Consider the following 13,887-nt stretch of genomic DNA (forward strand, 5'->3'; position numbering starts at 1 on the left):
TAGACGGGCTTATAGCCTGTCTTTTTTGTTGAATCTTTGCCAGGAAAGCGGGGTGGATACATATGGCTCAACCTATAGGAAATATGGTCGTTAAGGTCGGCCTTGATGATACAGGATTTAACCGAGGAATTGAGGGCTTAAAAAGGCAGATGCGCCTGGCAAATTCAGAAATGAAGGCAGCCGGAAGCATTTATAAAAATGTCGGCAACCAATCAAAGCTCTTGCAATCACAGATGGAGGGCTTAAGCAATAAGTATAAGATTCAAGGCAGATTAGTCCAAGAACACCGTCAACGGTATGAAGAACTGGTCAGACAGAAAGGAAAAGACAACCGGGAGACACAGATTCAGGCGCGGCGTTTGAATGATGCTATTGCGGTTCATGAGAATCTCGGCAAAGAGCTGAATAAAGTCGGCAAAGAGTTTCAGACCATGTCAGACAGCAGCAGTCGAGCCGCAGGCGTTTTTTCTGTTTTTAAAAAGGATTCAAAGGATGTATCAGAAGAACTGAATGCTGTTTATAAATCCGCAACAGCCACGGGAAAGGCGTTAGCGGGAATTGGTGCCGCCGGAGCGCTTGGGATCGGTGCAACCGTTAAGGCCGCAGCAAGCTTCGAGAAAGATATGAGTCGTGTCGCCGCATTGGCGAATGCAACGGACGATCAATTGGCATCATTAACAGAAACAGCTAGACATCTCGGCGCTGTTACGCAATATACGGATGGGCAAGTAGCCGAAGGCATGCAGTATTTAGCGATGGCCGGCTATAAGACGAACCAAATTATCGGTGCTATGCCCGGCTTGCTTGCGACGGCTGCCGCCGGCCAAACCGACCTCGGCGTTACGGCTGATATCGTTTCTGACATCTTAACTGAATTTCATATTAAGGCAGAGGACACAAACCGTGTTGCTGATGCAATGACGTATACGTTCACGAACTCTAATGCCACTTTGCAAGAGATTGGCCAAACGATGAAATACGCGGCTCCGGCTGCTAAAACAGCAGGTGTCAGCATGGAAGAGTTGGCTGCAGCAACCGGTATTATGGCAAACAGCGGAATTAAAGCAGACATGGCCGGAACAGCCCTTCGAGCAACGCTGACACGTTTGGCGGCTCCGCCTAAGCCGGCGGCTTCCGCAATTGAGGAATTAGGTCTGAAAGTGACGGACTCTACTGGCAAGATGCGCCCGCTGGCCGACATCATGGGACAGATCACAGAAAAGACAAAAAATTATACTGAAACAGAACAAATCCGAATCGCCAAGCAGCTTGCCGGACAGAATGCTCTATCAGGTTTTATCACACTCATGCATGCAGGGAAAGATAAACTGCAAGAATTTACAGCGGAAATAGAAAACAGCGGCGGCATTGCTGAAAAAGTGGCTGACACGCAGATGGACAACCTAGCCGGATCTGTAGAATATCTGAAATCTGCAGCAAATAACGCGGTCATCACCATAGGAAATCAGTTTATACCAATTATCAGGGCTACTACTGACGGACTGACATCATTAGTGACATGGTTTGATTCTTTACCACACTCTGTGGCGAGCACCATCGCTATTACAGGTGGAGCAGTTACGGTATTTTCTCTTTTGGGCGGGGCTTTTCTGTTGGTACTTGGAGCTTTACCGAGGATCGCCGCAGGCTGGAATATGCTCCGCACGGCTGGAGGATATTTAACCGGTAACGTCAATCGGGCATCTGCAAGTCTCGGCGTTTATACGACTGAAGCTGTTGCGGCAGGTGCTGCATCCCGAACAGCGGCAGCTGGTATTGCGACAACCTCCACTGCGGCAACGGTAGCAGCCACCCGAATGGAAAGGCTCAACCAAACAAACGCCGTGGCAGCGACGCGAGTGGGCCGGCTGGAGCAATCGACAAATAGAAGCTCGAAAGCGATGCGCGGACTTGGCGGCGCTTCCCGTGTGGCCGGTACTGGTCTAACTCTTTTCGGCGGTCCAATCGGAACAATTGCCGGACTCGTTCTTACTTTTGCTCCTGAGCTGTTAAAGTTCGGCGCCGGAATTATCAAAACCGGATTAAATGCCGTAAAAGGGGCCGGCGGATTTATGAAGCTTGCAAAAAGCGGTTTCGGCCTGTTTAACATACTTAAAAAAGGCACTGCTGTTGTCGGTCTTTTACGTGGCGGACTTGGATTGTTAGGCGGACCAGTCGGCGCGTTAATTACGGGTGTGACTCTTTTAGCTGATGCCGGATTTAAGTATTACGACAATTTAAAGAAACGAGTGCTCCCGGCAACAATTGATTTTGGAGACGGTGTATCAAAATCCACAGCAAAAGCCGTCAACGCCTATGAAGACATGAACATTGAGGTTACAGCCAAGCTGAACACCCTGAAAGCGACCAATGCTACCATCACGACTGATATTGCAGATGACATGTCAAAGCGCTTTAAAGACATGGGAGATTCTTTGAAAAACGGATACAAAACCAGCGCGACCAATGCAACTAAAGTGCTGAAAGAATTTTATGCTTCTAATAACGGAATGTCTGATAAAGAAGAAAATAAAATCATTGGCAAAATTGATGCTTATAACGAGAAAAAACAAAAGAAGATCCAAAAGTATGTTGATCGAGTAGATGAAATTTATAAGACTGCCGCCCGCGAAAATCGAAAAACCACGGAAAAAGAGAATAAAGAAATAGCAAAAATCCAAATTGCAATGCTCTCTGAAATGGAGACTGCGCTCTCACGAAGCAAGGCTGAGCAGATAAAGATATCTAAAAAGTTAAAAGAAGAGACGTCTAATCTTTCTGCTAAACAAGCGGCTGCTGTTATAAAAGACAGTAACAAGGCAAAAGAGAAAACAATTAAAGCAGCTAAGAAACAACGTGATGCCGTTATTGATGCCGCGGATGAGCAACGTTATGTAAAAGGGTCAATTTCTCAAGAAGAACACGATAAAACCGTTGAAAACGCAAGGAGTCAGGCTAAAAAGACAATTAAAGAAGCAAAAGAAACTCATAAAGGTGTCGTAGAAGAGGCAAAAAAACAAGCTGCTGGGCATATTAGCGAAGTTAATACAGAAACTGGAGAGGTACTCGGTGTATGGGACCTATTTAAAGTAGACTTGGCTGAGAGAGTTAATGCTGTTACTGGCTGGATCAATAATATTTTAGAATTTATGCACATGGATACTATCCCAGAGTGGAAGCCTGCTGGATACGATAACCGTCAGCCTTCCTCTATGCAAATCGCACCGGGGGTAGCCTATGCCAAGGGAACAGACTTCCACCCAGGCGGCCGGGCATTAGTCGGCGAAGAAGGATGGGAGCTTGCTCACACGCCCGGCATCGGCACTTACATTGTCGGAATGGGCGGCCCGCAAGTGTGGGATCTTCCGCGCGGCACGTCTGTTCTTCCGCACGCTCAGTCGAAAGAAGCAGCTGCCACAGGACTTCCCGGTTATGCAAATGGGGTCGGAAACTTCTTCAAGAATGCGTTTGAGGGGTCGAAAAAGCTGGTGAAAGGCGCTGTCTCTGTCGGCAAGAATGTCATTGGCAAAACGAAGGACGTCGCTTCTGACGTTATGGATATGATTATCAAAGGGCCGCAAAAGATAATCAGCAGCATTTTCAAAGGAATGATCCCGTTTAAAACAGGAACCGGAATAGACGGGTTAGGGACTGGTATTCTCAAAACGCTAAAAAGCGGTGCCCTTCAATTCTTAAAAGGGGTCTTGCCGGATGTGGGATTTTTTACGGCAGATGCCTATAAAGGAACAACTGGATCTGCCCAGGTCCAAAAATGGGTATCGGAAGCGGTCGGCATTGCTGGTGTCCCGTTTTCATGGGTTCCCGGCTTAATCACGATTGCCATGAAAGAGTCAGGAGGAAATCCGAATGCCATTAACCTTACAGATTCCAATGCAAGAGCAGGAAACCCGTCAAGGGGGTTAATGCAGACCATTCCGAGTACGTTTTCCTCTAACGCATTTCCGGGTCATAACAACATACTTAATCCGGTGGACAACATTCTGGCGGCCATTAATTACATCAAAGGGCGATATGGAGATATATCAAATCATCCCGGCTTGAAATCAATGGCGCGCGGCGGCCCGTATGTGGGATATGCAAAGGGCGGTACTTCTCCGGGGCGCGGCGGCTCCAAGCTCGCCGTCCTCAACGAACGAGGGTACGATGAAACTACCATTACGAAAGATCCAGCATACCGCGAAAGGAATATCGGATTGTGGGCGCGGGTTGGGCGTGAGCTTGGCGTACTGCCTTCACTGCAAGAAGGGATGATCTCAAAGGCTTTGCTATTACTCCAAAAAGCATCCGCAGCACAGCCTGAAAATGATAGAAGCGTCAATATCGATATGACTCGGGTCGTGGAGAATCAAGAAAGGCAAATCAGCATGATGGGGCAGCAGATTGACGCTCTCCAGCAGAACATTCAGCTACTGCAACAGCTGGTCTTAAAAGATAACAACACTTATATTGACGGGGCCCGAGTAGACCAAACGAGCGCTGACCGATATAGAAGAAAACAATATAGAAATGGGGGTAAGCCTGCTTGGTAAAACTATTTTTGGATTTTGATAACGGATTGGGGGAGCAGAGCCTTGACAGCTTGCTCCCTCAATTTGAAGTATTGAGTTTTTTGGCGGAAGCTCCGGCTATCAATCGGGAAACAATTACGATCCCGCGGCGTCATGGTGTTATCTCAGCACAGCATCCACGTGATGTGACCTACTCATCAAGAAAAGTCACTGTAGAAGTATATTTGAATTCAAAAATTCACAACAATTTCTATATACTTAGACATCAGCTCTATGCTTTACTGGTGAAGCCATTTGCCTATTATATTTCTACTGACTTATGGCCGAATCGCCGTTTCCTCGTTATGTGTGATGGGAATTTCAGCATTTCCAAAGAAAAGGAGAAAACACATGCTGTTTTTTCTGTCGAGTTTACCAATATTACCGGAATGGCAGAGTCTAAGCATTCAACCAAAACAGCGCAGAATCAGTCAGGAGAGAACTGGAACATTGGTATGAACCTGCAATCAGATGACAACCTGGTCTATTATTTTAAGAATCAGAAATGTTTCTCTGTCTTTAATTCCGGAGATGTCCAAATCAATCCACTAGATCACGCGTATAACGTCCTGTTGAACGCCAAGGGGAAGAATGTAACGCTAATCAATCATACTAATGGCGAGAAATTAACGATTGAAAAAGAGTTGAAGAAGTCACAGCAGGTATCATTTTTAAAGCAATACGCGCTGCTCAATAATAAACCAATAAAAACATCTGGACGTCTGCCGAATCTCGAAATTGGATGGAATGAGTTTGAAGTTCAGAATGCCGATGATTTTGTCATAGAATTTGACACACGGTTCTACTACTTGTAAGGCAGGCGGTTTATATGGCGAATACAGATTTTATTAAAGAGATTGCCGGCGACGCCCAGCAAATATATAAAAAGCACCGTATTCTCGCATCACTGATCATTGCTCAAGGATGCTTAGAAAGCGCGTGGGGCACAAGTGAATTGGCGACAAAAGGGCATAATCTTTTCGGTATGAAGGGCGAATACAACGGCCAATATGTCATTATGCAGACATGGGAAGTTATCAACGGAGAAAATGTACAAGTTCCGGCTAAATTCAGGAAGTACCCTTCATGGAAAGAATCTATACAAGACCTGGCGAACCTGTACTTGAATGGCCTTAGCTGGGACAAAAACCATTATAAAGCTGTCGTCGGGGAAACAGATTATCAGAAAGCAACTGCGGCTCTCGTCAAAGCCGGGTATGCTACCGACCCAAATTACGCAACAAAATTGAACAGCCTCATTTTCACCTATAAATTAACGAAATATGATACATCAGAAGGAGTACCAGACGAACCGAGTAATCCAGGCACACCAGATCCTGAGCCGGATATACCAAGTAAAGAATATGATGGTAAAGACATTACGCTGAATCAAAACTTGCCAAAAGACGTTTACTTCCCTCAGTTGCATGTTTCCAGCCAAGACGGAAATCAAGTGGTCGAAGTCATTGGAGCCGATCCGGATCTATTAGATGACACCACCGGAAAAAAAGATATTGAGTTTACGATCACTCGGACTGCTGATAATGGCATTGAATATGATTTGCTCATAAATGACAATATCCTTTATTTGGACGAAAAAAAATTCAACCATCAAAAATACTTTATTACGATGGTTGAGGTTGATCAGGAAAAAACACTCAGCAAGAAAGTTTCTGCAAGCCATGTTTTCGTTGCCGTTTTGAACAATCATTATGTAGAAGAGACGATCAGCGGCACACTGACTGTACGAAAAATGCTTGATTTCACATTGAAGGGGACGAAATTCTCTTACATTTTCAAAGACAAGGAAAGTGAATTTAAAAGTGTGGAGCAGGAGAATTTTGGTGATAAGTTCGCGAATGAGCTGATAAGCGAAATTGTGGAAGACTACAGCTTAGAGCTTGATGTGGATAATTACAAGATATACGTTTATAAAAAGATGGGAAAGCGTATCAATCACACTCTCGACTCTCGTTATAATATGCCCGGCATTAAAATTAAAACATCGACAGACGGCTGCTCTACCCGAGCACGGGGGTACGGAGCAATAAAGGAAAACAGCAGCACCGACAGCAAAAAAACGGAGTACGTCTTTGAGCCGGTCCTTTATAAGCACCCTGACGAAAATAAGTTTCTGCTTGATGGTATGCCGCGGTGGGCTGAGCCACTGCGCGACGAGCGTTATAAAAAAGAGTCCAGCATGATGGAGGCGCTTAAAAAATACGTGAATCCTTACCCGAAAATGGAGATCGAGGTGGATTATGAATACATCTATGAGCCAAAGCTTCTTAACATACAAGATGATTTTTGGAAAGGAGACACACTTCATGTGTTGGCTGATACAGTTTATGGCGTAACCTATGAAGACGATGTCCGGCTGCTTTCCATTCAATATAAGCCCTTAAATCCATATGCAAAACCAACATTGAACTTTGCTAATTTCCGTAAAGATATTCAGGATATCCGGATGGAGCAAGAAAAGCGATTAAAAGATCAAAAGCGTTATGTACAAAAACTGAGAATGATGATTTAGAAGCGCTCTTTTTAAGAGTGTTTTTTATTTTGTCTTGAAAGGAGAGTGACACATTGGGATTCAAGTTAATCAAGGATTATGACACCACTAGAAACGCAAGGTATATTGCTGAACAAAGAGCAGATGCTGAGACCGTTGAAAATGGATTGAATAGTCTTGAAAACGAGATAAACAGCCATAAAAAGAGCAATAAAGCCCACTCGTCGGAGCAAATTGACCATGGCGGCTTTTCTTTACGCTCATATATCGATGGTCTATATAACCGGATACGCAACCTGATTTTAAATGCTGATGGAACAAATGTAAAAGAAGTTGTGGATGCGCGGGTTGATGCTGAAGGAAATATAACTCCATTGCTCAAGGAGCGGCTGGATAAAGAGTATAACAAGCTTCTCCAAAAGATTAAACGAACCGTCAATGTAGATGACTTCGGTGCTGATCCAACCGGAGAAACCGATAGTTCAGAAGCGTTTAAAAGAGCAATTGGCACTGGTAAGGTTCGCCTCATGCTATCAGCCGGCACATATGTTGTTAAAGGAGTCAAACTTCCATCTTGGACTTATATGATTGGTCAAGGTATGGGTGTCACTACACTTAAGCTCCATGAAGATACACCGGCCAGCGAGTGGGTTGTTACAAATGCTGATCATACGTTAGGGAACCGGAATATCGTTGTTGAAGGTATGTCTCTTGATTGGAATCCGGAACGTCAAGGCGGTGTAGGAGCGACTGGCGGGATACATTCAAGCTGCTTGACATTTGCGCAAGTCAAGTTCGGTATCATCCGTGAAGTTGAGGGTATTAATCCGGGGTTGCATTGCTTCGATATAACTGCACCGACATATGATATAACTGCTAAAAATTATACCGCAACTGGCAGTAAGTATATTTGGATTGACCGCTGTGTTGGCTCTGGTTATGGTGACGATGGCATTACAACACACTACAGCGAATACGTTTTCATTACACATAATGTTATGACAAACCCTACCGGGAAGGCACATCGTAAAGGTGGTGCCAATTCAAACGGTATTGAAGTAGATGATGGTTCTAAGCATGTCTGGGTGATTGATAACTATACTGAAGGTAACGTCCGCGGGGTAGAAGTTAAGGCCCATGCAGAATGGCCGGCACCTTGTAACGTCCATATTCGAGGTCATGAATCCTTTCGGGACGTCCGATCATTTGATTTGCGACACATTGGGCATCATTTAGCGACGGATCCGTGGAGTGAGACTGCACGTGATGTGACGTTAGTAGACTGCACGTCAAGAGAACCAAGGTTCAATTCGCTTTATGAAGGACTAGCTCCAAAGGCGCTAGTTGTTTCGGCATATCAGAGAGTGAAAATCATTGGTTTTACAGCGATTGGGGATCCGACATACGACTATAAAGGAGATTCAGTTATTGCGTTTCAATATAAAAGTCGAAAGATAAACGTTACCAATCTTCAAGTAACTGGATTTAAAACTGCTGAATATGACATTCGGATTGTTGGCGGCGATCAACGAACAGATGATGTCTTCATTTCCGATTTTGCAAGCCATGAATCAGCACCTAACGGGATCGGAATAGGAGGCGGCGTATACAATGTAAATTTAGTTAATGGTTTACTGCACGGCTCGAATGGTATAGCGGGCATTACGTCGCCGAATACTCAAACGAACATCCTTGCAGTAAGGGCTTATGGCTATAGAAACGCGGCAGTATTAGGTGACCAAAAGCACTCTGTCGTTCCTAATAACGTTAAAGGCGGTTTCCGCGCAGCAACATCTTCCGGGCATCCACTTACGAATTACAGTGCTATCATTGCAAATACCGGATCAACAATTGCAAAGGGTGAACGAAATCTGATTGCTGGTAACGCAGGTGGAGCATCTACAGAAGGATCACGAAATGGTGTAATGTTTTCGTACGATTCGCATACGACCGGAGACGGAGCTTCTTCCGGTGTTATGTTTTCAAAGGCTACAAAGAATAGTAAATCTTATTCCCTTGCGATGGGGCATGGTGATGGCAGCGCATCAGAAGCGAATAAAAAGATTGAACTTAATGCTAAAAATGGGAATGTTCGAGCTACAGGCGCTATTGAAAGTGTGTCTAATTTAAAGGACTTAGCGGAGTATTTTGAATCTGCCGACGGCTCAAAGATTGAGGCATCTTATCTTGTTGCGTTAGAAGGCGATAAGATTCGTAAAGCTCATGTAGGGGACAAGATTCTTGGCGTTGTTTCAAAAACAGCCGGCGTTGTGCTCGGTGGAGCATCGTTTTATTGGAATGATCGTTATCTTCGCGATGAATTTGGCGGACTGGTTTATCGTGAGGTGAATGATGGAAATGAAATTCTTCAGATCCCTATTGAAAATCCGAATTATAAGCCTGAAGCGGAATACAAACCAAGAGAGGAAAGGGACGAGTGGCATGTAATCGGTTTGATCGGTCAAGTCTTCGTTAGGATCGACGAAACAGTAACAGTCGGCGATAGTGTTTCTGCCATCAATGGTGTTGCAACAAAGGCGGAAAGCGCCGGATACGGAACTGTTATGAAAATCAAAATTCCGTTCGATGTGAAAAAAGGTTACGGGGTAGCGCAGATGCTAGTTACGCCGCAGCATTAAGGGAGGAATCAAAGATGTATAAAACGGGGAGCGTGTCATTCGATATTAATGCCGGACGGTCAAACGGCCGAACCACTAACATACAATTTATGACGCAAGATACGGGCAGCGCCAAGCTGTCCTTTTCTTTTGTGAAGGATGGCGTACCGTTGCCTTTGTCAGCATTGGATGCAAAAATCGTTCTGCTATATGCTGACGGATCATTTTATAAAAAGAGTCTTACACTTATAGATAAAGTCAATGGTACAGCTGAATACATTTTGTCTGATGAGGAACTGAAGCATTACGGAACTGTTAAGGCTGAAATCAAACTATATTATACAAACGGACAATCCCTGGTAACTTCATTTTTCACCTTTTCTATCGCTAAAACGTTAGAAGATCAGAACATCATTCCGACAGCTGACTACTACATTGACGACTTTGAAACGCTGAGAGACGGGGTAAACCAAACCGTTAAAGAAATCAGTCAAACCGTTGGGGAATTACGGGAGAAATTTGCCGATCTCGAAGCTGTTGAAACGAAAAAGGGCTCGCAAGAAAAGGCTGACGCTGTTCAGGCGAATCTTGATAAGCACTCAAAGGATAAAAGTAACCCACATGGAGTAACAAAAGCGCAGATAGGGCTATCTGCCGTAACAAATGACGTACAAGCAAAGAAAGAGGATTTTGACAAACACACCTCTGACACTTCAAACCCGCACAAGGTTACTGCGGCACAAGTTGGACTTGATAAAGTCGATAATATCAAACAGGCTGATTACTATGCTTTTCGACAACACGATAACAACGGAGAAAGACATACATCAAAAATTGAAAAGGATAAATGGAATGCAGGACAGCTCTTTAAATTAACGGAAGATAATGGGCTGGCGAAGTATCTAAGCGGTGCTGATTTCAATACGGTAACGGATACAGGCTTATACTATATGAGCAGTGTCACGACAGCATTAAATGCGCCCGTGAATAATAACGGGTATCTATTCGTCCACAACTACGGAACGTATGCATATCAGGAATATACGTCCTATAGCAGCAGCGACTCAACGTCGTCAGGCCGCCGAAAGTTTATGCGTAATAAAATCTCAGGCTCGGATTCTTGGACGTCATGGCGTGAGTTTGAGTCAGTGGAAGGGGCGCAGTCAAAAGTCGATGTTCATGCCGATAAAACGGACATTCACGTAACAAAAACTGAAAAAGACAAGTGGAATGGCGGCCAGATGACGAAGTTGACAAAGGATGACGGAAAACGAACACAATTAGTAAATGAGACAGACGTTCTAGCGTTAAGTTCAGGTTATTATTATGCGAATGGCACATCAGTCAAAAACAATCCTGTTGTAAATGATAGTTCTTGGTTCAACTATGATGTTATCGAAGGCGATTCCGGAAGAAAGTCCATCATAGCTTGGCGTAGCCATGATAACACTTTGTGGCATACCACGGTTCATACTAACGGTGTTTTTAAAGGATGGAAACGGCTCATTACAAATAATGATTTTGAAAATCCTGTGTGGCAAAATATTACGCTGAAAAACGGTGCTACCGTGGGGACACGCACGCCAATATATGCAAAATCGGGTTCTTTGTTGTTATTACGAGGTCACGTAAGGGTAGATGCAGAAATTATTTTTGGGTCAATACCAGTTGAGTACACGCCGATAGGAGGGGCTGTCGTTTCGGTTGCTCTAAGCGGAACAGGGGGAACGGCAAATTTGATTGTATACGATGATGGTGACTTAAAGATTAAATATCCAACGCCACTTGATTCAAATAGATTAGATGGTTTTTATATAGATGTATCTGTGCCGCTACAAACAGGAGGAACTGCAACATGATTCAAGCATACAAGTATGGAGAAGATTTTATTTTTATCGGACCTTCTATTATTAGCGAAGTAGATGAGCAAGGAAATTATATTATTCCTGAAAATTGCACGCTAATTCAACCACCTTCATTTTTTAAGCCGAAATTCGATCCTAGCAAGCAAGTATGGGTAGAAGCGGCAACACGAGAAGAAAAGGATGCCATATTAGAGCAGGCAAAAAGTGTACGAGAACCAACAGCTGTTGATATTCTCAAACAACAAAATGCCGCCATCATGGAGCAGCTGGCAGAAGCTCAAAGCGCAGCCGAGGAACAGTCAAAAATATTGGCTGACTTGCTTCTTATGTTAGCAGAGGGAGGAAAAGCATAGTGGATTGGTTTTCAAATATAAAGACTATTTATGGCTGGGGCCGAAACTATTATACGAATGCTAATGTCGCCCGTTTTGTTGAATTGAACAGAATTACTGAAGAGCAATATAAACAAATCACTGGTTTAACCTATCCCGCTACAGAACAGCCAATCAGTGTGGATGTGGGCGGGACAGGGAGCTAATAAACACCCGCAGAGGTGTTTTTATTTTGCCTCAAGGGAGGTGATCAACAAATGGAGGGAATACAAGTGTGGATGAACTTTGAAAGCTTACAGATCGCAAGAACATATCTTTTCGGGGAGGTGAAATACCTTGACTTACTTCTCATCCTCAGTATTCTGGATGTCGTGACAGGAATTATTAAAGCATGGAAGCTCAAGAAGCTTCGCAGCCGTAACGCATGGTTCGGGTACGTCCGTAAGATGCTCAGCTTTTTAGTTGTAATTGTGGCTAATGTTATTGATACAATCACAAATTTGAACGGTGTTCTGACTTTCGGGACCGTTCTTTTTTATATCGCAAACGAAGGACTGTCCATTACGGAGAATTTGGCGCAGATCGGCGTTAAAATCCCGGCCGTCATCACTGACCGGCTACACGTAATTGAAAGCGACAACGATCAGACAAAAGAAAAAGACGATCAGGCGGCTGGTTAATCCGGCTGCTTTTTTGTATTCAAAAACAGAATAGGAGAGATTTTTATGTCAGCATACAGAAACCAATATATTGATATTAACAAATGGACGCGGCCGGGAATCAAAAACAACGGCGTGAAGAAACTGGTGGTGCATTACACGGCAAACCCCGGCGCGCCTGCTGCCAATCATTATAGATACTTTGGTCAAACGCTCCCCGTACAGAACAGAAATCTGTCTGAGAAAAAACAGACGTTTGCATCGGCACATATCTTTGTCGATCGTACAGAGGCTATTTGCATCATTCCGTTGAATGAGGTGGCCTATCATGCGAATGACGTTCAGCAATTCGTTAACGGGCAGCCTTACCGGGGTGTCGCGGCGTTGAAACCGAATGCAAATTTCTTATCTATCGGCGTGGAGCTTTGCATTGAAAAGAACGGCACTTTCCATCCGGATACCATCGCTCGTGCAGAACAAGTTTGTGCCGAGCTGTGCAAAATGTATAAACTCGATCCAATCAATGACATTGTTCGACATTACGATATCACACATAAAATCTGCCCGGCGCCGTGGGTAAGCAACTCTCAAGGGTTTGCCGATTTTAAGACCCGTGTTAAAAAGCGAATGGCCGGCGTGGTTGTAACGGTGCCAGTTGTATCAAATCCAGATGTTACCCATACAGATAAAGGAAGATTCATCAAAAACACGGTGGTTTCAAGTGATGGCCTTGTTTTACGTACACAACGGAGCGCTTCTTCTTCCATGGTGCTTAACCTGCCGAATGGCACGGTTGTAAAATATCAGCTTGGATCAACTGTCAACGGATGGGGATATGTTGAATACACCAATTCAAAAGGCCAGACATTCCACGGATATGTGAATGTCTCCTATCTTAAGAGTGATAATGAGCTGAAAAGCGGCGGCAAAAAGAAGGTAAAAGCCTCAAAGCCTAAAACCACTCAAAAATCAAAATTCAGCTTGCCTGCGGGTAATTTTAAAGTCACAAACCCGTTAACCCGAGGGGAGTCTGTAAAACAGATCCAGACTGCGTTAGCGGCTCTTCATTATTATCCAGATAAAAACGCAAAAAACTTTGGTATTGATGGTGCGTATGGACCGAAGACGGCGAATGCAGTGAAAAGATTTCAGGTGATGAATAGTTTAACTCCTGACGGAATTTATGGGCCGAAAACCAGAGTTAAGATTGAATCATTATTAAAATAACTAAAGCCCTCTTTATACAAGGAGGGTTTTCCTGTAATTATTCTCTTTTTATATGACTATTTCATTAAAATTTCATTTATAGTAATATAATCTAGTGAAAAAATAT

At 44.0% G+C, this 13,887-nt stretch carries 9 protein-coding genes; all 9 read left to right on the forward strand.

Features of this window, described 5'->3' with window-relative positions; genetic code table 11:
- Window positions 1-62: 62 nt before the first annotated feature.
- From ABK447_RS10215 to ABK447_RS10255, 9 genes are read left to right on the forward strand one after another with little or no spacing between them, the layout of a single operon-like run.
- Window positions 63-4,550 (forward strand): phage tail tape measure protein, encoded by a 4,488-nt coding sequence (locus tag ABK447_RS10215; RefSeq protein ID WP_046341341.1) that lies wholly within the window; start codon window positions 63-65, stop codon window positions 4,548-4,550.
- Window positions 4,544-5,383 (forward strand): phage tail domain-containing protein, encoded by an 840-nt coding sequence (locus tag ABK447_RS10220; RefSeq protein WP_025852570.1) that lies wholly within the window; start codon window positions 4,544-4,546, stop codon window positions 5,381-5,383. The genes ABK447_RS10215 and ABK447_RS10220 overlap by 7 nt, the downstream gene beginning before the upstream one ends.
- Before the next feature lie 14 nt (window positions 5,384-5,397).
- On the forward strand, window positions 5,398-7,101 hold the full coding sequence (locus ABK447_RS10225; protein WP_025852569.1) for a phage tail spike protein: 1,704 nt from the start codon (window positions 5,398-5,400) through the stop codon (window positions 7,099-7,101).
- Between the two features lie 53 nt (window positions 7,102-7,154).
- A complete protein-coding gene (locus ABK447_RS10230; protein ID WP_025852567.1) occupies window positions 7,155-9,719 on the forward strand; it encodes a peptidase G2 autoproteolytic cleavage domain-containing protein in 2,565 nt (854 codons plus the stop codon).
- Window positions 9,720-9,733: 14 nt separating this feature from the next.
- Window positions 9,734-11,557, forward strand: coding sequence for a BppU family phage baseplate upper protein (locus ABK447_RS10235; protein WP_349909984.1), 1,824 nt, complete (start codon window positions 9,734-9,736; stop codon window positions 11,555-11,557).
- Window positions 11,554-11,916: a hypothetical protein gene (locus tag ABK447_RS10240; protein ID WP_046341335.1), complete on the forward strand. Its 363-nt coding sequence runs from the start codon at window positions 11,554-11,556 to the stop codon at window positions 11,914-11,916. Before ABK447_RS10235 ends, ABK447_RS10240 begins: the two co-directional genes overlap by 4 nt.
- Window positions 11,916-12,101, forward strand: a complete 186-nt coding sequence (locus ABK447_RS10245; RefSeq protein ID WP_079891870.1) for an XkdX family protein — start codon at window positions 11,916-11,918, stop codon at window positions 12,099-12,101. Before ABK447_RS10240 ends, ABK447_RS10245 begins: the two co-directional genes overlap by 1 nt.
- 51 nt (window positions 12,102-12,152) lie before the next feature.
- Window positions 12,153-12,575, forward strand: a complete 423-nt coding sequence (locus ABK447_RS10250; RefSeq protein ID WP_046341333.1) for a phage holin family protein — start codon at window positions 12,153-12,155, stop codon at window positions 12,573-12,575.
- Window positions 12,576-12,620: 45 nt separating this feature from the next.
- A complete protein-coding gene (locus ABK447_RS10255) occupies window positions 12,621-13,781 on the forward strand; it encodes an N-acetylmuramoyl-L-alanine amidase (protein WP_349909987.1) in 1,161 nt (386 codons plus the stop codon).
- The last annotated feature ends 106 nt before the right edge of the window (window positions 13,782-13,887 follow it).

The organism is Bacillus sp. hwrm1 (genome assembly GCF_040207805.1).
GTDB lineage: Bacteria > Bacillota > Bacilli > Bacillales > Bacillaceae > Bacillus > Bacillus velezensis.

Coding starts and splice junctions, on each gene's coding strand:
- ABK447_RS10215 (WP_046341341.1), top strand. CDS start 63: ATGGCTCAACCTATAGGAAATATGGTCGTTAAGGTCGGCCTTGATGAT.
- ABK447_RS10225 (WP_025852569.1), top strand. CDS start 5,398: ATGGCGAATACAGATTTTATTAAAGAGATTGCCGGCGACGCCCAGCAA.
- ABK447_RS10235 (WP_349909984.1), top strand. CDS start 9,734: ATGTATAAAACGGGGAGCGTGTCATTCGATATTAATGCCGGACGGTCA.
- ABK447_RS10240 (WP_046341335.1), top strand. CDS start 11,554: ATGATTCAAGCATACAAGTATGGAGAAGATTTTATTTTTATCGGACCT.
- ABK447_RS10250 (WP_046341333.1), top strand. CDS start 12,153: ATGGAGGGAATACAAGTGTGGATGAACTTTGAAAGCTTACAGATCGCA.
- ABK447_RS10255 (WP_349909987.1), top strand. CDS start 12,621: ATGTCAGCATACAGAAACCAATATATTGATATTAACAAATGGACGCGG.